This window comes from Acinetobacter sp. PW68 (assembly GCF_020982655.1).
GTDB lineage: Bacteria > Pseudomonadota > Gammaproteobacteria > Pseudomonadales > Moraxellaceae > Acinetobacter > Acinetobacter towneri_A.
This window is the reverse complement of sequence record NZ_JAHZSX010000001.1, coordinates 621420-641036: the sequence shown is the minus strand read 5'-3', so window position 1 is coordinate 641036 and position 19617 is coordinate 621420. Positions and strand designations below refer to the sequence as shown.

Genomic DNA, 19617 nt, shown 5'->3' with positions numbered 1-19617 from the left:
AAATCTAGCCTGATGTTTTTCTAAACATCGGGCTTTTCATTGGTAGACTGCTGCGTCTGATATTTTTTCATCAATGTGGCATATTTTCTGCTAAAAAAGAAAACAAAGATACTGACAAAGCGCATCATTATGGAGTAGATTGGCGCGTTTTTACTTTTTATGTAGGGGGGATTGTTCGTCTCAAACAATCCTGAACAAACATGACTGATCCTTGATCAACGATTAAGAGGATAACGCCGTTGACAAATATCTCTGGGACTCAATCGGCAGCTAAACTGCAAAAAACGCTAGGGCTCTGGCACATCATTATTATTGGTTTAGCCTATATTCAACCGATGACGTTATTCGACACTTTCGGTTTAGTATCGGAAGAAAGTCATTTTCACGTACCCACATCTTATATTTTTGCACTAGTTGCCATTTTGCTCACGTCTTTGAGTTATGGTCACATGATTCGTCGTTACCCATCTTCAGGGTCGGCCTATACCTATGCACAAAAATCCATTCACCCCAACGTCGGCTTTATGGTGGGTTGGTCATCCTGGCTGGATTACCTGCTCTCGCCAATGGTCAATATTATTTTGGCGGTGATTTATTTAGAAGCGTTATTCCCTGAAGTGAATCACTGGATTTGGGTGGTGGTACTCACCGCATTCATGACAGGTGTTAACTTGCGTGGTGCGCGCTTTGTGGCGAACTTCAACAGCTTGATTGTGTTAATCCAGTTGGTGGTGATTGGTGTCTTTACTTGGATGATGTTCACCAAATTACAAGCTGGTTTTAATGCCGATGGCCCTATTACCGCAGAACAACGCTATCAGTTATGGAGCTTAGAGCCTTTCTGGAATGAACTTACCTCGGTAGGTGCATTAATTACGGGTGCAACCCTACTCTGCTTCTCATTTACAGGCTTTGACTCACTCAGCTCACTTGCAGAAGAAACCAAAGATACAGAGAAAACCTTACCAAAAGCGATTTTCTTAACTGCACTAATTGCAGGCGTAATCTTCATTGTTAGCACCTATTTCATGCAAATTTATTTCCCGAATGAACCGGGTAGCTACTTTAAAAATATCGCAGAAACTCAGCCAGAAATTTTACTGTTGGTGGGTGGCTCGCTGTTCCAATCTTATGTACTGACCTTTGCAATTGTAACGGTCATGGCATCTGGTATTTCAGCGCATGCAGGTGTATCACGCTTAATGTATGTGATGGGTCGTGATGGCGTGATCAACAAAAAACTCTTTGGTCATATCAGCCCACGTAACTACACGCCTTCATACAACATTCTAATTGTGGGTGCTGTAGCCTTAACTGCTGGTTTTATGGATCTAGATTTTGTGATTTCATTGATCAGTTTTGGCGCTCTCACCGCATTTAGTTTTGTGAATTTATCGGTGATTTCACGTTATGCGCTGCGTGATGGTCGCACCAAAGGCTTTAAGGACATTCTCAATTTTGTGATCGTACCGTTATGTGGCTTTATTGCAGTGTTTGCTTTATGGCTCGAAGTCGATGAAACTTCATTGAAGTATGGCTTATGGTGGGCGATGTTTGGGGTTTTATACCTCGGTTATAAAACCAAAGGCTTTAAACACCCTGCTCCGCAGCACAATGAGTTTGATGATCGCTAAAACAAATAGCTTCTCAATCTTCAGATCAGGCGCTTTATGCGCCTTTTCTTATGTCTAAAATGTCCCGTCCTGAAATAAGTTTACACCTTAAGAGACTTATTTTATGGAACATGCACGAGAACAACGAGTTAAGCGCACACAACGTGATTATAGCTTCGCCTTTAAAATGATGGTGGTACATGAAGTAGAAAAAGTGCAAATTACTTATAAACAAGCTCAGGCAAAATATGGTATTCAAGGAAGATCAACTGTGCTGGTATGGTTACGCAAGCACGGACAACAGGATTGGACTTCGAATATGCCTACTTCTTCTAAACGCCAATTGACACCCCAACAACGAATCCGCCAATTAGAAAAGCAGTTAGCCGCAGAAAAGCTTAAAACTGAATTTATTCAGGATGTGATTTATCACATTGATAAAGAATGTGGGACTGATCTTGGAAAAAAGTATACCGAGCACGTTTCAAAGATTGGCAAAGCCAAAGAAGACTAAGCGTTTCACGTTATTGTCAGTGGTTGGGAATCACCCGACAAGCTTATTATCAAGCAGAAAAACGTGCTCAAATGACTGCACAAGCAACTGAACAAATACTTGAGTTGGTTATGGAATATCGCTGTCTCATGCCAAGTATCGGAACACGTAAGCTGTATTGGCTTATTAAAGGCAAATTGTTGCAACGTGGTTTAAAGTGTGGACGGGATCAGTTATTTAAAATATTGAAAGAAAATAACTTATTGATTCGCCCTAAGCGTCGCTATACAAAAACTACGGATAGCAAGCATTGGATGAAGAAGCATCCAAATTTATTAAAGGATTATTCAGCAGTGCAAGCCAATGAAGTCTTTGTTAGTGATATTACCTATGTTGAGAGTGCTGAAGGTGTGCATTATTTATCCTTGGTGACAGATGCTTATACCCGACAGATTAAAGGTTATAAGTTATCGAATGATATGCGTGCGGAGAATGTTGTGCAGGCTCTACATATGGCGATGCAGCAAGCGACAGATCGAGCGACTAGGATGATTCATCATTCAGATAGAGGTGCTCAATATTGCTCTGAGCTATATCAATCGGCATTGCGCCATTATGGGATATGTCCTTCCATGACAGATGGAGGCCTTGCGAAACAGTGTTTCTCATACCAGAATGCATTAGCAGAGCGGATTAATGGAATATTAAAGCAGGAGTTTTTAACTACACGATGTCAAACTATGAAGGAGTTAGATCACTTAATTGCGGAATCTATCATGATTTATAATTGCTATAGACCACATTTAAGTTTAAATATGAACACCCCGAATCAGACGTATGAGCAAACTAAAACCGAGCTAATTGCTTAACTCGGTTTGAAGTGGAATACTGTCAATCTATTTCAGGACAAGACAAAATGGGTTATAAGTTTTTATCAGTAAAATAACCAAAAATAAAAAAGCTGAGTACAATTTTATCTCAGCTTTTTGTTCATCAACGCAGATCATTGATACTCAAGATCGCACTAAATTTGAAATAAATTAATGGTCAAATTAGAGCAATACTTTAAAACCTTGCTGACGCCATGCTTCATACACAATCACAGCCGTTGCATTAGACAAATTTAAACTGCGTGAGTTTTCTGCCATTGGTAAACGAATCCAGTGCTGCTGCGGAAACAACATGCGTACAGCTTCAGGCAAACCGCGAGTTTCAGGCCCCATCAACAAGGCAACAGGTCGGTTTAAATCTGAAGTATGTGGTGTTTCTGTACCTTTGGTGGTCAATGGATAAATCGCATCCAAGCCCACACCTTTACGATCTAAATCAGCCAAACATTGCTCAAGATTGTCCCAAATTTGCATACGTGCCCATTCGTGATAATCCAAACCTGCACGTTTCAGCTTTTTATCATCCAATTCAAAACCTAATGGCTTAATCAAATGTAATTGCGCACCTGTATTGGCACATAAACGAATGATATTGCCTGTGTTAGCTGGAATTTCAGGCTCATATAAAACAACGTGGATCACAAATTTTCTCTACTTTTCACAATCTCTCCTAAGCTCCCTTAAAAATGTAGCAACTCTCCTCTTTTAAAAGAGGGATGGCGAGAGATTCATTACCATTTTAACTGTTCACGTAAATTGACCACCTCACCAATAATGGTCAAGGTAGGCGCCTGAATTTGGTGCTGTTCGACTTTGCTGACAATATTCGCCAACGTCCCCACTACCACTTTTTGTTCAGGTGTCGTGCCTTTAGAAATTAAAGCGACAGGCATATCCGCCCGTTGTCCATGCGCAATCAGTTTTGCACAAATGCTTTCCAAGCCAACCAAGCCCATGTACAGCACCAAGGTTTGATTTTCATACACCAATTCTGACCACGGCAATTCAGGCGAACCTTCTTTTAAATGCCCGGTCAAGAAACGTACACTTTGTGCATAATCTCGGTGGGTCAGTGGAATACCCGCATAAGCCGCACAGCCCGACGCTGCAGTAATGCCTGGTACGACCTGAAATGACACACCTGCTTCATACAACTCTTGAATTTCTTCACCGCCACGCCCAAAAATAAAAGGATCACCACCTTTTAAACGGCAAACTCGCTTACCTGCTTGTGCATATTTAACCAATAACGCATTAATACCTTCTTGCGGCACAGCATGGTTAGAGCGCGCCTTTCCAACATAAACTTTTTCAGCATCACGGCGGCACAATTCCAAAATGGGTGCAGACACCAAACGGTCATAAATCACCACATCGGCTTGCTGCATTAAACGCAAGGCTTTTAAGGTCAGTAACTCAGGATCACCTGGCCCTGCACCAACCAAATACACCTCGCCTTTTGGCGTTTGCCATTCCGCTAAAGCCTGTTGGATACTTTGGTTTGCAGCGTCAAGATTGTCATTGAACACCTGTTCTTTAAGAGGACTGGCATATAGCTCCTCCCAAAAAATACGGCGCTCTTCTGGATTTACAATTTTCTGTTTTACCGCTGCACGCCACTGACCTGAAAACTCAGCCAGTTTGCCCATACCATGCGGAATACTGCTTTCCAGTTGAGTACGAATTTGACGTGATAACACGGGAGATGTGCCATTACTTGCAACTGAAATCACTAAAGGCGAACGGTCAATGATCGCAGGCACCATAAAACGACAATGTGGCGGATCATCAACACTATTGACCAGCACATTTTCGGCTTCGCAAGCTGCAAAAACTTGCTGATTGACCAGGTTGTTATCTGTTGCAGCAATCACCAAACGATAGTGACGCAGCGCAGTAGATGAACTAAAAACATCTTGCACATACTGCCCCTGACTCTGCTGCACCAGTTGCAGTAAATTGTCATCAATTTCAGGAGCAAGTACATCAATTTTTGCGCCCGCTTTAGCCAGTAACAGTGCTTTACGATAAGCAATATGTCCACCACCCACAATCAGGCAACGTTGCTGCTGCAACTTTAAAGAGATTGGGAAAATTTCCACGATACGCCTCTATATTTTTTAGATCTGATTGAGCTAAAGCAAAAACCATGCACAAATTCGATGCATTTTAGTCTATATGACTAATACCGCCCATATATGGACGTAACACTTCAGGAATTTCGATTGAACCATCAGCACGTTGATAGTTTTCCATCACTGCAAGTAAAGTACGACCTACAGCTAAACCTGAACCATTCAACGTATGCACCAATTCGATCTTCTTCTGATCTACGCGGTAGCGTGCTTTCATACGTCGTGCTTGGAAATCTCCCATGTTTGAGCAACTTGAGATTTCACGATAGGTATTTTGGCTTGGCACCCATACTTCTAAGTCATAAGTTTTGGTTGCACCAAAACCCATATCACCACCACAGAGCAAAATTTTACGATATGGTAAGCCTAATGCCTGCAAAATGCCCTCTGCATGTGCAGTTAGTTCTTCAAGCGCCTGCATTGAGTGCTCTGGTTTTGAAATTTGCACCATTTCGACCTTATCGAACTGATGTTGACGAATCAAACCACGAGTATCGCGACCATAAGAACCTGCTTCGCTGCGGAAACAAGGTGTATGCGCGGCATATTTTAATGGCAAGCGTTCAGGGTCAATGATTTCATCTCGAACAAAGTTGGTGACAGGAACTTCGGCAGTTGGAATCAAATAATATTCTTTTTCACCTTGTAATTTGAACAAATCTTCTTCAAATTTAGGCAGTTGACCTGTACCACGCAATGAATCTGCATTAACCAAATACGGTACATACGCTTCGGTATAACCATTCTGAACAGTATGCGTATCTAACATGAACTGTGTAATCGCACGTTGTAAACGCGCCAATGGTCCTTTCAGAACACTAAAACGAGAACCTGTTAATTTGGTTGCAGTTTCAAATTCCAAACCACCCATCATTTCGCCAAGATCGGTATGATCTTTAATTTCAAAATCAAACTGGCGTGGTGTACCCCATTTCAATACTTCTACATTATCAGCTTCATCTTTACCTTCTGGCACGGACTCATCGGGCAAGTTTGGAATAGACAGCAATTTAGCTTCTAACTCATCTTGCAATTCTGCCAAAGCCACTTCAGCAGTTTTAATTTCATCTCCAATGGCAGCCATACGTGCCATAATTTCAGAAGCATCGCCACCTGCTTTTTTAATCTGACCGACTTGTTTGGCACCCGAATTACGTTCTGCCTGTAAGGCTTCGGTTTTAGATTGCAATTCTTTACGACGTGCTTCAAGTGCTGCCCACTCTGCCACATCTAACTGCACACCACGTTTTGCCAAGGCTAAATTTACAGCCTCAATATTATTTCTGAGTAATTTCGGGTCAATCATAGCCAATCTTGGAATAAGAAAAAAACTGGCTATAGTGTAAGCGCTTCGAGTTAAAAAATACAGTAACCCGATTCACAGCTGCACCTTATTACAGCAATCTCTGCGTATTTTTGTGCAATTTTATTGGCTCGGATACTGTGGCAAACTTGGCAAATATTCAGGCTTAATTAATTTCTCCGTCGCATAATAAGGCAGAATCAATTCAGGCATACCTTCTGCATAAGATGCCAATTCATACAAGGGATAGACAAAGACCAAACCATTGGCACCATAATAAAAATTATCGCTCAGTTTAAATTTTTCAAGGGAAATATCATGTTCGTCTAGCCAGTTATAATTATGGTTAAACAATTCTTCGGTCATTTTAGCTTCCGTATTGGGCAGCATAATATCTTGCAGCGCCAAACGCTTTTTCTGTTTTAAATCAAGAGTCACAAATTCTTGGTGATGAATACCATGTGCTGCACCCGCAGGGTAACTGTAGCTTTGCAAACTAAACGTCGCTAAATTGGCATGTTGCCCGATATAACGCACATAGCTTGAACTCTGACTCAGCCGCATAGGATCAGTTTCTTCTACTTTTGGCGTTTCAGTTGATGCTGCAGCCTTGGAAAATGCAATTGGGTCTGCCTTTTGCAGGCGCTGCATAAAATATTCATCAATCCACGCTACATTGGTTTTTACCGTCTGAATATCGTAAGCAGTACAACCTTCTTCATCACAAATTTGCTGCTGTGGCAATTTTAGTGCCACCACTTTAGCTTGAATCAGAGGAATATCGGCTGTGACAGATGCAGACGCAGCTTGCTCTGTTTCGGCTTTAGAAGTTGCCTCACTCTTTGGCTGACATGCAGTCAACAACAATACTGAACTTAAAGTGACAGCACCCAAAAACACCTGTGATTTTAAATATTGCATTAAATTCCCCCTCAGCCACGATTCACATAGTCTAATGATTAGAAATGCAAACATACATAAATTTTACGATAAAATTTCTTCAATTGAATTAGTCAAGACTATAGATAACTCATACTGTTCAATCCTAGAGCAGTTGTGTAACGGAATAATCGGGTGATAAAGTTGCTTAAAATTTCTGATCAGATTTTTGCGTAATTATTTTTATTTTTTATTATAAATCAAAATGCTATCAGCACTTCATTAATGCATAATAATGATCTTTGATGACTCAGTCTATATCCTGCTTACAGCAAAATGTGAATTATCCCAAGATTTATCCACAGAAATTGTGGATTTCTTCGAGAAGCTGCTCAAATAAATTTCCGCTATGCTGAAGCTGTAAACCTTCTCCCTGTGGAAGAAGGCTAGAAAGGGATAGCAAATTATGCTTTAAAAGAACGTATAAAAACATTCAGTTATTGATCAATAATGTCCGTGCCTTTTGGCGGCGTGAAGTTAAAGGTCGATGCAGGAATATTGGCATTGACTTTCACATTGTTAAAACGCACATGCGTGGTTTGACCCAATGAATCCTGCAGAATCATTAAAGTTGGCGCGTTACGTGCACCAAAACTAATGGTTAAACTCTGAAATACACCATCATCACTTTTTGGGTATAAAGTGTAATAGGTTTTTGACTTATTCGGCTGGGTCACACGATACGACTGCATGATTTGATTGGTATTGCCCGAAAGCAACAATGCAGGTGTATTTGCCACTTGATCATCTAGGCTTTGACGTACCGCTTGCTGTAAGTCTGGATCATAAATCCATACGGTTTTACCTGTGGTCACAATTGTCTGTTTGGCTGGACTGGTGGTTTCCCAAAAGAATTTACCCGGACGTTCAACTTTCATAACCCCTTTAAAATTCTGGTTCATGTGTTGTGCCGATAAACCACGGTTTGGCAAAGCCTTACCATTGTTGCTAACTTTTGTAGTTTGCTCAAAGTTGGCAGTAAAACTTTTAATGCCATTCAATTGTTTAACAAGATTTGCTGTCGCTTGTTGCTCCGATGCTGCCACTGGCGCAGCAAACACTGTAGTACTCATGATTGGCGCTAAAGTGGTTGCACCCAATGCCACAGCACACATCGTTTTACGAAGCATATTCATAGATTCACCTTTTTATATTTGCTCAATCGCAATGTTTTGGATGTCCCATCTTAAACCAATTTCTGGCGCTAATATGATAGAAAATAAGAAGTTTTGTATGCTTATTAATATAAAATGTAGAAATTTATCCATCATGATGAAGAACTAAAATTTATCTTTTGACCCTAACTCTCCATCGTATAGACATAAAAAAACCCACAATCACTTGTGGGTTTTTTCACTATTTCAGCTTACGCTTCAACAGATACGTAGCGACGGCCAAATTGACCTTTCACTTCGAATTTTACTACGCCGTCAGCAGTAGCAAATAAAGTATGGTCGCGGCCCATACCTACGTTTGCACCAGCGTGGAATTCTGTACCACGTTGACGAACGATGATGTTACCAGCAGTTACAGTTTGACCACCGTAAACTTTAACACCTAACATCTTAGGATTCGAATCACGACCGTTCTTAGTCGATCCACCGGCTTTTTTAGTTGCCATGTCTATTTACTCCTAGTGATTAGCCTGCAATACCAGTAATTTTCAACTCGGTAAACCATTGACGGTGACCTTGTTGCTTACGGTAGTGTTTACGACGACGCATTTTAACAATACGGATTTTGTCGTGACGACCATGACCAACCACTTCTGCAGTTACTTTAGCGCCAGCAACAACTGGAGCACCGATTTGAACGTTGTCACCGTTTACAACCATTAATACGTCATCAAACGTAATAGTTGCGCCAGTTTCAGCTTTCAATAATTCAACTTTAAGGGTTTCACCCTCAACAACACGGTGCTGTTTACCACCGCTTTGGATTACTGCGTACATAATGTACTCCAAACATGCCCGTGTCGTCGTGCCGATAAAGGGATATATCGATCTTAAAACGAACGCCACTGGGGGTTATTCAAGGGCAAGGATTTTAAGCCATATTGACACAAACAACAAGCCATTTAACGGCAATTATCGCACAACAAGGTTGATTATTTAATACCCAGCCACGTTAATGACTTTTGCCGCCTTATTCATCTTCAAAGGATCAATTAATATAGACAGATTGTGTTGGCGTAAACTGCCTGGCTTGTTAAAATCATACCAAGTTAAGCAAACATCTGAATTTACCCATAAAGTTATTGACTTCGTTTTCAAGTAGAATTAACAATTACAGCATTTGACAGTTGACTAACTATTGCATTCATTGTGTTATTTTCGCAGACTTAAGCAGTTTTCTTAACCCTAAGATACGTTACAACTGATTCAATTACGTTGTCATTCAATATTATTGAGGTTTCTCTTCACATGACCATCGACTTTAAGCAAGACATTCTCGCCCCTGTTGCTTCTGATTTTGCTGCGATGGATACATTTATTAATGAAGGGATTACCTCTAAAGTCGCGTTGGTGATGGCAGTCAGCAAGCATGTGGTCGAAGCTGGCGGTAAGCGGATGCGTCCAATTATGTGTCTACTTGCGGCCAAAGCTTGTGGCGCAGAAGATTTAGAACGTCAACGCAAACTGGCTGCGATCATTGAAATGCTGCATACAGCAACTTTGGTACATGATGATGTGGTGGATGAGTCTGGCTTACGTCGTGGTCGGCCTACTGCCAATGCAACTTGGAATAACCAAACAGCAGTTTTAGTCGGTGACTTTTTAATTTCCCGCGCCTTTGACCTATTGGTCGACTTAAACGATTTGGTGTTGCTGAAAGACTTTTCAACAGGCACTTGTCAAATTGCCGAAGGTGAAGTTATGCAATTACAGGCACAGCATCAACCTGACACCACAGAACAAATTTATTTAGACATTATTCACGGCAAAACTTCACGTTTATTTGAACTTGCCACCGAAGGTGCAGCAATTTTAACAGGCACGCCACAGTACCGTGAGCCGTTGCGCTTATTTGCAGGACACTTTGGCAATGCCTTCCAAATTATTGATGATATTTTAGATTACACGTCAGACGCTGAAACATTAGGTAAAAATATTGGCGATGATTTAATGGAAGGCAAACCCACTTTGCCTTTAATCTCTGCATTAAGAAATACCACTGGCGAACAACATCAAATTATTCGTCGCAGTATTGCGACAGGTGGTACTTCAGACCTCGATCAGGTCATTGCCATTGTGCAGTCCTCTGGCGCTCTCGATTATTGCCGCCAACGTGCCACAGAAGAAACTAAAGCCGCAATTAACGCTTTAGAAGCATTGCCAGATTCAGAGTCTCGTCAGGCTTTAAAGAATTTAGCCTTAATGGCTTTACATCGCATTCAATAATTTAAGCAGCTTATGCATATAAAACTCAACGATTTACTTAGAAAAATGCAAGAACAGCTAGATACACCCAAAGCTGTTCTGGATGAAAGTCTGCTGATTGAACTGGTCAATCGTATCCGTCCAACTGACACTCAAGATTTAGAAGAAACCCATGAAAAGTTTCAGGCTTTTTTGCAAGCACTTCTGCTAACGCCTGATGCCAGCTCAACCTTGCAACATTTTGTTTTACGTCTAATCAATCAATACAAACAAACCAGTTTATTTGCCGACACGGGTATTTTATCGCTCGATGGCTTTTGGAATCAGTTATTTCAACGTTTAGGCGCACATTTTTTACCGCTGATTCATGATGAAAGCCAACTGCAAGATTTAGTCCGTCGGGTTTTTCCACTACGCAGTGACAAATACTGGCTCGACAATATTGAAGATGCCGAATGGCAGCAATTGTTTACTTTGCTGAATCGCGGACATGGTGGACAAACGCAAAAACGCCTGATCCGCAGTGAAATTATTAAAGCCCTGACAGTGTTGTCGTATCGGGTCAGTGGCATTGGTTTGTATCCTGAATTTATTAATGCCTACCCTGAACTGAGTGAATATGATTCACCTTTTTTGGCACAAAACCGTGAAATCAACGAATTTATTCAGCTTTATAAAGTTGCCGATCAGCAACACGATCAAATCAGTGCCATTCAACCACCCGATGCCTCTCAAGCTTTGGTAATGATTGACCAATGTCATGATGTCAGCAGTAAAATTCGTCGTGCGACTAAACGTACTGGCGTCAGTATCAGCCTGACCTATTTATTGTCTTTACTGGAACAATGTTTAGAGCGCATTGAGCTGTTGCTAAATTTAATCGTGGCGCAAGACAATGTCGCTTATGTTTCCGCAGGACAGTTACTTGTAGATGTAACTTCGGCGTTGTATAGCGAACGCAGTGTACGTTCCTTGCTTGCAGAAAATAGTGAGTTAATTGCCTTACAAGTTACTGAAAATGCCAGTAAAACGGGTGAGCATTATGTTAGTACCGATAAAGATGGCTTTTGGGGCATGTATAAAGCTGCAGCAGGTGCAGGTGTTTTAATTGCCATAATGGCGACTTTAAAAACCCTCGCCTCGCGTTTAGTCCTTGCCCCGATGATGCAGGCTATCATCAACAGCATGATTTATTCATTTGGTTTTATGCTAATTCATGTCTTGCACTTTACCGTTGCCACTAAACAACCCGCAATGACAGCAGCAGCACTCGCCTCGACGGTTCAACACCGCAAAGGCTCTAAGATGGCGCAAATCGCCGAACTTGCAGCCTTAATTATTAATATTATCCGTACGCAATTCGTCGCTATTTTGGGCAATATTTCGATTGCAATTCCAGTTGCAGCCTTAATTGCGTTTAGTTGGGATGCCATGTTAAATGAACCGTTGATGTCACACGCCAAAGCATCCCATTTGCTACACGACTTAAATCCGTTTACGTCACTTGCCATTCCGCATGCAGCCATTGCCGGGGTATTTTTATTTCTGTCTGGTTTGATTGCGGGTTATTTCGATAACATGGCCGTATACCGTAAAGTCGGGCCACGCCTAAAAGCTCATCTGCATTTAAAAAAGTTACTCGGACAAGAACGTCTCAATACATTTGCCACCTATATAGAACGAAACTTAGGGGCTTTAGCAGGTAACTTCCTGTTCGGGATTATGCTCGGTAGTACCGCTACACTGGGATATATTTTGGGTTTACCTATTGATATTCGCCATATTGCCTTCGCTTCTGCCAACTTTATTCAGGGTTTAATGAATATTAATGGCTCACCTGAAATTGGCCTGATTATTGTGTCATTCTTAGGGGTGCTGCTGATTGGTTTAACAAACTTATTTGTCAGTTTTAGTTTAACCATTATCGTGGCATTACGTGCACGTCGGGTGCGTTTTGAACAGTGGAAACCTCTGGCAAAATTAGTGATGACTCACTTTTTAACCCGTCCGAGTGATTTCTTTTGGCCACCGAAACAACCCTTAACTGTAGATGATGATTCATCCTCAAATACTGATCAGAATGATAAAATTTAGTGTAGATTTAAGCTGCGCAACAAGTAAAAAAATCTTCTTGTTTATATTGGCTTGAAATAAAGTGTACTGACTAGTACACTTTATTCCATTCATGAACCGTGCGTAAATCGGTTAAACTTTCAGGGATTTCAGCATGCCCAAAATACTGCTTTATCTCGGTGGTTTACTATTTATAATCAGTGTTTTAGTGCTAAATATTCCAAGTTGGCAACAGGTTGATTTTGCCATTGTGGAGTTTGTAAGTACTCAACGCACCGCACATTTGAATCAATTGGCAATCACACTTTCTGTATTAGGGGGCTTGCCATTTGTATTATTTTTAACATGCCTATGCTTTTTCTATTTGGCATGGTATAAAAAATACGCAAAAATTGTTTTTATCAGTGTAGGACTGGTCGTAAGTATTGCGCTGTCGTGGCTGCTCAAATACCTATTCGCGCGACCCCGCCCGCCTGAAGCATTGCATTTGGTGGAAACTTTTGGCGATTCATTTCCTAGTGGCCATAGTTTTTATGCTGCAACTTTAGGTTGTTTGGTGATTTACCTGAGTTTGCAACATCCAGCACATAAAAATTTATCTGTGTGTGCATGGTTATGGATGTTGCTGATGGGCATTTCCCGTGTGTATTTGGGAGTGCACTATCCTTCAGATGTCCTCTCCGGTTGGAGCATAAGTTTTATTTGGATCACATTATGGTATCTGTTTTGCGCTCATTATCTGCAAGACAAACCAATACATAAGTTTAGATAAAAATCTAATAGAGGTGAAAGAATGATGTCTGCAAAGCTTTGGGCACCCGCCCTGACTGCTTGCGCATTAGCCACAAGTTTAGCGCTTGTGGGTTGTAGCAAAGATCCAAAAGATGCACAGCAAACAGGTGCAGCTCAGCAAATGCCACCGACTGAGGTTGGTGTACTAGTGGCACAGCCACAAAGTGTGGAACAGTCTGTAGAACTGTCAGGACGTACCACAGCCTTTGAAATTTCAGAAGTTCGCCCACAAACGAGTGGTGTGGTTCTGAAACGCTTATTTACTGAAGGCAGCTACGTACGCGAAGGTCAGGCACTTTATGAAATTGACTCGCGCACCAACCGTGCCAGTTTAGACAGTAGCCGTGCAGCACTCACCCGTCAACAAGCACAACTGAATGTGTTGCGGGTTAAAGAAGGTCGTTACCGCCAACTGGTGGGTAGCAATGCCATTTCTAAACAAGAATATGATGACATTGTGGCACAGGTCAAACTTGCCGAAGCCGATGTTGCTGCGACTCAAGCAGAAGTACGAAATGCCGAAATTAACTTAGGTTATTCGACTGTACGCGCACCAATTTCAGGGCAAACTAACCGCTCTACGGTAACTGCAGGTGCACTGGTTACGGCGAGTCAAGCGGAACCCTTAGTGACTATTCAGCGCTTAGATCCAATTTATGTAGACATCAATCAGTCTAGTGCAGAATTACTTCGCTTACGTCAGCAACTGAGTCAGGGCAGTTTAAACAGCAGCAACAACACCAAAGTGAAGTTAAAACTTGAAGATGGTAGCTACTACCCTGTTGAAGGTCGTTTGGCTTTTTCTGATGCCAGTGTGAACCCAGAAACAGGCACGGTGACATTACGCGCCGTGTTCCCTAATTCAAATCACTTATTGTTGCCTGGTATGTTTGCCACTGCGCAAATTGTGCAAGGTGTAATTCCTAACGCGATCTTAATTCCACAAGCTGCGATTAGCCGTACACCTACTGGTCAGGCAATGGCGATGATTGTGAATGCTAAAGGTATCGTTGAACCGCGCCCTGTAACCACAGTTGGTACGCAAGGCAGCAACTGGATTGTGACTGAAGGTCTGCAAACCGGCGATAAAGTGATTGTAGACGGTGTTGCTAAAGTAAAAGCTGATCAGCAAGTGGTTGCTAAGCCGTATCAACCTCAAGGCGCTGCTCCACAAGCCGCACCTGCTGCACCAGCAAAATCGGGTGATGCAAAACCAGCCTCAGAAGCCCAAGCCACTGAACCAAAAACTACTTCAAATACATAAGGAGTAGACGTTAATGGCTCACTTTTTTATTCATCGCCCCATTTTTGCATGGGTGATTTCATTGGTGATCATGTTGGCGGGGATTATTACCCTCACCAATATGCCAATTGCCCAATATCCGACCATTGCACCGCCAACGGTCACCATTGCTGCAACCTATCCGGGTGCATCTGCTGAAACTGTGGAAAACACGGTAACACAAATCATTGAACAGCAAATGAACGGCTTGGATGGACTGCGCTATATTTCATCCAACAGTGCGGGTAATGGTTCTGCATCGATTACATTAAACTTTGAACAAGGCATCGACCCAGATATTGCACAGGTTCAAGTACAGAATAAATTACAATCTGCTACGGCGCTGTTGCCTGATGATGTGCAACGTCAGGGCGTAAAAGTCACCAAATCAGGCGCAAGCTTCTTACAGGTTCTCGCTTTTTACTCACCTGATGAAAGCCTTTCTGCCGATGACATTAAAGACTATGTTAACTCTAACATTTCTGAACCGCTGAGCCGTGTTGCAGGTGTGGGTGAAGTGCAAGTCTTTGGTGGCTCATACGCTATGCGTATTTGGATGGATCCTGCCAAAATGGCAAGTTTGCAAGTCACACCAAGTGATATTGCTCAAGCCATTCGCACCCAAAACGCACAGGTTGCGGTAGGTCAATTGGGCGGCGCACCTTCAATTCAAGGTCAAGCTTTGAATGCGACGGTTACTGCGCAAAGCTTGCTGCAAACACCTGAACAATTTAGCAATATTTTCCTAAAAAATACCGCTTCGGGCGCTCAAGTGCGCTTGGGTGATGTCGCACGAATTGAACTTGGTGCAGACAACTATCAGTTTATTTCTAAATACAACGGTAAGCCTGCAGGCGGTGTCGCAATTAAATTGTCTACAGGTGCTAACGCCCTCGATACTGCTGCAGCTGTCGAAGAACGCCTCAAACAATTACGTCCAAACTACCCTACAGGTTTAAAGGATGAATTGGCCTTTGATACCACACCATTCATTGAACTTTCGATTAAGAGTGTTGTTAAAACTTTAATTGAAGCGATCATTTTGGTCTTTATTGTGATGTTCCTATTCTTACAGAATTGGCGTGCCACAATTATTCCAACTATGGCCGTACCTGTGGTAGTACTGGGTACTTTTGCCGTGATCAATATGTTTGGCTTCACGATTAACACTCTGACCATGTTTGCCATGGTACTGGCGATTGGTTTATTGGTTGATGACGCAATTGTTGTGGTGGAAAACGTAGAACGTGTCATGGTCGAAGAACATCTTGACCCTGTAGCGGCGACTGAAAAGTCAATGAAACAGATTTCAGGCGCACTGATCGGGATTACATCGGTATTGTCTGCAGTATTTATACCTATGGCATTCTTTGGTGGAACAACAGGCGTTATTTATCGTCAATTCTCTATTACTCTTGTGACTGCAATGGTGTTGTCACTGGTGGTGGCGTTGACCTTTACCCCTGCCCTGTGTGCCACGATTCTCAAACAGCACGATCCAAACAAACCTGAAAGCAACGGTATTTTTGCGCGTTTCTTCCGCTGGTTTAACCGCAGTTTTGATAAGCTCTCGGTTAAGTATCAAGGCGGTGTTAACCGCATGACGCATCATAAAATCTTCTCGGGGGTTTTATATGCAGTGGTACTGGGCATTATTGTGTTATTGTTCCAAAAACTACCATCATCATTCTTACCTGATGAAGATCAGGGGGTGGTGATGACATTGGTACAACTCCCGCCAAATGCAACTCTGGAACGTACTGAAGCCACCATGACCAGCATGAGCAACTTTTTCAGAGAAAATGAAAAAGAGCATGTGGAGTCGGTATTTAGTGTTTCGGGCTTCTCTTTTACAGGGATTGGTCAAAACGCAGGTATGGCATTCATTAAGCTAAAAGACTGGAGTGAGCGTACGAGCCCTGAATCACAAGTCGGTGCAATCATCCAGCGTGGTATGGCACTGAACATGATTGTGAAAGATGCCACTTACATCATGCCATTACAGCTTCCTGCGATGCCAGAATTAGGGGTCAGCTCAGGCTTTAACTTACAACTGAAAGATGCTGCGGGCAATGGTCACGAAAAACTCACCATGGCACGTAATATTGTCTTGGGTGAAGCAGCGAAAGACCCACGCTTAATGGGGGTGCGTCCAAATGGTCAGGAAGATACGCCACAGTACCGTATTATTATTGACCAAGCGCAAGCAGGTGCGGCAGGTGTCAGCATTGCTGAAATCAACAGCACCATGAGCATGGCTTGGGGTGGTTCGTACATCAATGATTTTATTGACCGTGGTCGTGTGAAAAAAGTCTATGTTCAAGCTGAATCAGACTCACGCATGATGCCTGAAGACCTGAACAAGTGGTATGTCCGCAACAATAGTGGTGATATGGTGCCATTCTCTGCCTTTGCAACAGGTGAATGGACTTATGGTTCACCGCGTTTGGAACGCTATAACGGCGTATCTGCCAAGAACATTCAGGGTTCACCTGCGCCAGGTGTCAGCTCTGGTGAAGCCATGCAAGCAATGGAAGAAATTGTCGCAAAACTACCTTCTATGGGCTTAAACGGCTTTGATTATGAATGGACAGGTTTATCGCTTGAAGAACGTGAATCGGGCGATCAGGCACCATTCCTCTATGCACTGTCATTACTGATTGTATTCTTATGTTTGGCAGCCTTGTATGAAAGTTGGTCTATTCCATTTTCGGTGCTGTTGGTGGTACCGTTGGGTATTGTCGGAGCATTATTGCTCACCTTCAGTGGTATGATTTTGTTCAAAAACCCGAACCTATCCAACAACATTTACTTCCAAGTGGCAATTATTGCCGTGATTGGTTTATCTGCTAAAAACGCGATTTTGATTGTGGAATTTGCCAAAGAGCTACAAGAAAAAGGTGAAGACCTGTTTGAAGCCACTTTGCATGCTGCAAAAATGCGTTTACGTCCAATCATTATGACCACGTTGGCCTTTGGTTTTGGTGTATTGCCGCTTGCACTTTCATCAGGTGCGGGTGCAGGTAGCCAACACTCGGTCGGTTATGGTGTTTTAGGTGGTGTGATTAGCTCAACCTTGTTAGGTATCTTCTTTATTCCTGTATTCTATGTCTGGATTAGAAGTATCTTTAAATACAAACCAAAACAACAAAATCATCAGGAGCATGTATCGTGATGCAAAACTTATGGTCGCATACAGGCCGTGGTATTGCGGTTTCTGCCCTCGCGCTTGCTTTGACAGCTTGTCAAAGTATGCGTGGGCCAGAGCCCGTCGCTCAGGCAAGTATTCCAAGCAGCTATACTGCTGCTGCATCGGGTATTTCTGTGGCTGAACAAGGTTATAAAGATTTCTTTGCCGATCAACGCTTATTACAAGTCTTAGATATGGCATTAAACAATAACCGTGATTTACGCACAGCGACGCTGAATATCCAACGTGCCCAACAAGCCTATCAAATTACCGAAAACAACCAGTTACCCACAATTGGTGCTAGCGGTGGCGTACTACGTCAAGATCAAGGTACTGCTTTAGGAACTCACACACGCTATAACGTTGGTTTAGGTGTGACTGCCTACGAACTGGATTTTTGGGGTCGTGTACGCAGCCTAAAAGACAATGCCTTAGATAATTTCTTGGCAACTCAAAGCTCGCGTGATGCCACACAAATTTCTCTGATTGGTCAGGTCGCACAAGCATGGCTCAACTACTCGTTTGCCAATGCCAATTTGAAACTGGCAGATCAAACTTTAAAAGCTCAGCTTGAATCTTACAATCTGAACAAAAAGCGTTTTGATGTGGGTATCGACAGCGAAGTACCTGTGCGCCAAGCACAAATTTCGGTAGAAACAGCACGTAATGACGTTGCCAACTATAAAACCCAAGTGGCTCAGGCACAGAACTTACTAAACTTGTTGGTGGGCGAACAAGTTCCAAGTACGTTATTGCCAACGCAGCGTGTAACACGTATTACTAACAATACCGCAATTGGCGCAGGCTTACCTAGTGACTTGCTAAATAACCGTCCTGATATTCGTACTGCAGAATATCGACTATCGGCTGCGGGTGCCAATATCGGCGCAGCAAAAGCTCGTTTATTCCCAAGCATTAGCCTTACGGGCAATGCAGGCTATGCGTCAACTGACTTGAGTGATTTGTTTAAATCAGGCAGTTTTGTTTGGGCAGTGGGCCCGAGCATCGACTTGCCAATTTTTGATTGGGGCACACGCCAAGCCAACATCAAAATTTCTGAAACGGATCAGCAAATTGCTTTGGCAGACTATGAAAAATCAATTCAGTCTGCGTTCCGTGAAGTAAATGATGCCTTAGCAGTTCGTCAAAATATTGGTGATCGTTTAGCGGCACAAAAACGCTTGGTTGATGCGACCAATACTACTTACAAATTGTCTAATGCACGTTTCCGCGCAGGCATAGATAACTATTTAACCGTGTTGGATGCACAGCGTACATCTTATGCAGCAGAACAAGGTTTATTGTTGTTGGAACAAGCCAATTTGAACAATCAGGTGGAGTTGTATAAATCTTTGGGTGGCGGTGTAAAAGCCAATACTTCAGATGCCACTTCGCAACCTGCATCATCGGCAGAACGTAAAGCGCAATAAGCCTTTGCGTCTACCTAAATTTGCTGCTTAACAGCTCAGACACAAAGACTAAATCAGCTCACTTCGGTGGGCTTTTTTTATTGCTTTTTGCCAATAC

Annotated in this window: 15 protein-coding genes; 8 read left to right on the top strand and 7 right to left on the bottom strand. The window is 42.5% G+C overall.

Annotation, left to right across the window (positions count from 1 at the left end; translation table 11 throughout):
• Window positions 1-239: 239 nt before the first annotated feature.
• Both K1T76_RS02955 and K1T76_RS02950 read left to right on the top strand, forming a co-directional pair.
• Window positions 240-1634 (top strand): APC family permease, encoded by a 1395-nt coding sequence (locus tag K1T76_RS02955; RefSeq protein WP_019837058.1) that lies wholly within the window; start codon window positions 240-242, stop codon window positions 1632-1634.
• Between the two features lie 103 nt (window positions 1635-1737).
• Window positions 1738-2975 (top strand): IS3 family transposase gene (locus K1T76_RS02950; RefSeq protein ID WP_230244049.1). Its coding sequence is split into 2 segments (ribosomal slippage): window positions 1738-2074 and window positions 2074-2975, totalling 1239 coding nucleotides; the frame shifts between segments, so codons are not numbered across the junction.
• Between the two features lie 183 nt (window positions 2976-3158).
• On the opposite strand, the gene K1T76_RS02945 is transcribed toward K1T76_RS02950, so the two are convergent.
• From K1T76_RS02945 to rplU, 7 genes are all read right to left on the bottom strand, one after another.
• Entirely contained in the window at window positions 3159-3638 is a 480-nt protein-coding gene (locus K1T76_RS02945) for a tRNA (cytidine(34)-2'-O)-methyltransferase (RefSeq protein ID WP_019837057.1), read from the bottom strand.
• A gap of 89 nt (window positions 3639-3727) precedes the next feature.
• The gene (gene cysG, locus K1T76_RS02940; RefSeq protein WP_019837056.1) at window positions 3728-5098 is read right to left on the bottom strand and encodes a siroheme synthase CysG; all 1371 of its coding nucleotides are present in this window, start codon (window positions 5096-5098) and stop codon (window positions 3728-3730) included.
• Window positions 5099-5165: 67 nt separating this feature from the next.
• On the bottom strand, window positions 5166-6437 hold the full coding sequence (serS, locus tag K1T76_RS02935) for a serine--tRNA ligase (protein WP_019837055.1): 1272 nt from the start codon (window positions 6435-6437) through the stop codon (window positions 5166-5168).
• Window positions 6438-6557: 120 nt separating this feature from the next.
• On the bottom strand, window positions 6558-7355 hold the full coding sequence (locus K1T76_RS02930) for an RsiV family protein (protein WP_230244048.1): 798 nt from the start codon (window positions 7353-7355) through the stop codon (window positions 6558-6560).
• A gap of 455 nt (window positions 7356-7810) precedes the next feature.
• Complete coding sequence (lolA, locus tag K1T76_RS02925) at window positions 7811-8509, bottom strand: outer membrane lipoprotein chaperone LolA (RefSeq protein ID WP_019837053.1); 699 nt, start codon at window positions 8507-8509, stop codon at window positions 7811-7813.
• A 230-nt stretch (window positions 8510-8739) separates the two neighbouring features.
• Complete coding sequence (rpmA, locus tag K1T76_RS02920) at window positions 8740-8994, bottom strand: 50S ribosomal protein L27 (protein WP_004760935.1); 255 nt, start codon at window positions 8992-8994, stop codon at window positions 8740-8742.
• 19 nt (window positions 8995-9013) lie between these two features.
• A complete protein-coding gene (rplU, locus tag K1T76_RS02915) occupies window positions 9014-9325 on the bottom strand; it encodes a 50S ribosomal protein L21 (protein ID WP_004972275.1) in 312 nt (103 codons plus the stop codon).
• 471 nt (window positions 9326-9796) lie between these two features.
• On the opposite strand from rplU, the gene sdsA reads away from it, so the two are divergent.
• The 6 genes from sdsA (at window position 9797) to adeK (ending at window position 19520) form a co-directional block, all read left to right on the top strand.
• Window positions 9797-10774, top strand: coding sequence for an All-trans-nonaprenyl-diphosphate synthase (gene sdsA, locus K1T76_RS02910; RefSeq protein WP_230244047.1), 978 nt, complete (start codon window positions 9797-9799; stop codon window positions 10772-10774).
• 12 nt (window positions 10775-10786) lie between these two features.
• On the top strand, window positions 10787-12847 hold the full coding sequence (locus K1T76_RS02905; protein WP_230244046.1) for a site-specific recombinase: 2061 nt from the start codon (window positions 10787-10789) through the stop codon (window positions 12845-12847).
• A gap of 133 nt (window positions 12848-12980) precedes the next feature.
• Window positions 12981-13598 carry a phosphatase PAP2 family protein gene (locus K1T76_RS02900; protein ID WP_230244045.1) on the top strand — a complete coding sequence of 206 codons (618 nt, stop codon included), beginning with the start codon at window positions 12981-12983 and terminating at the stop codon, window positions 13596-13598.
• Window positions 13599-13619: 21 nt separating this feature from the next.
• Entirely contained in the window at window positions 13620-14882 is a 1263-nt protein-coding gene (locus tag K1T76_RS02895) for an efflux RND transporter periplasmic adaptor subunit (protein ID WP_019837049.1), read from the top strand.
• Window positions 14883-14895: 13 nt separating this feature from the next.
• The gene (locus K1T76_RS02890) at window positions 14896-18075 is read left to right on the top strand and encodes an efflux RND transporter permease subunit (RefSeq protein WP_230244044.1); all 3180 of its coding nucleotides are present in this window, start codon (window positions 14896-14898) and stop codon (window positions 18073-18075) included.
• Complete coding sequence (gene adeK / locus K1T76_RS02885) at window positions 18075-19520, top strand: multidrug efflux RND transporter AdeIJK outer membrane channel subunit AdeK (protein ID WP_230245610.1); 1446 nt, start codon at window positions 18075-18077, stop codon at window positions 19518-19520. Before K1T76_RS02890 ends, adeK begins: the two co-directional genes overlap by 1 nt.
• The last annotated feature ends 97 nt before the right edge of the window (window positions 19521-19617 follow it).

Excerpts from the sequence above, each read along its gene's own strand:
- serS (WP_019837055.1), bottom strand. The coding sequence starts at position 6,437 with ATGATTGACCCGAAATTACTCAGAAATAATATTGAGGCTGTAAATTTA.
- K1T76_RS02930 (WP_230244048.1), bottom strand. The coding sequence starts at position 7,355 with ATGCAATATTTAAAATCACAGGTGTTTTTGGGTGCTGTCACTTTAAGT.
- lolA (WP_019837053.1), bottom strand. The coding sequence starts at position 8,509 with ATGAATATGCTTCGTAAAACGATGTGTGCTGTGGCATTGGGTGCAACC.
- rpmA (WP_004760935.1), bottom strand. The coding sequence starts at position 8,994 with ATGGCAACTAAAAAAGCCGGTGGATCGACTAAGAACGGTCGTGATTCG.
- rplU (WP_004972275.1), bottom strand. The coding sequence starts at position 9,325 with ATGTACGCAGTAATCCAAAGCGGTGGTAAACAGCACCGTGTTGTTGAG.
- sdsA (WP_230244047.1), top strand. The coding sequence starts at position 9,797 with ATGACCATCGACTTTAAGCAAGACATTCTCGCCCCTGTTGCTTCTGAT.
- K1T76_RS02905 (WP_230244046.1), top strand. The coding sequence starts at position 10,787 with ATGCATATAAAACTCAACGATTTACTTAGAAAAATGCAAGAACAGCTA.
- K1T76_RS02900 (WP_230244045.1), top strand. The coding sequence starts at position 12,981 with ATGCCCAAAATACTGCTTTATCTCGGTGGTTTACTATTTATAATCAGT.
- K1T76_RS02895 (WP_019837049.1), top strand. The coding sequence starts at position 13,620 with ATGATGTCTGCAAAGCTTTGGGCACCCGCCCTGACTGCTTGCGCATTA.
- K1T76_RS02890 (WP_230244044.1), top strand. The coding sequence starts at position 14,896 with ATGGCTCACTTTTTTATTCATCGCCCCATTTTTGCATGGGTGATTTCA.
- adeK (WP_230245610.1), top strand. The coding sequence starts at position 18,075 with ATGCAAAACTTATGGTCGCATACAGGCCGTGGTATTGCGGTTTCTGCC.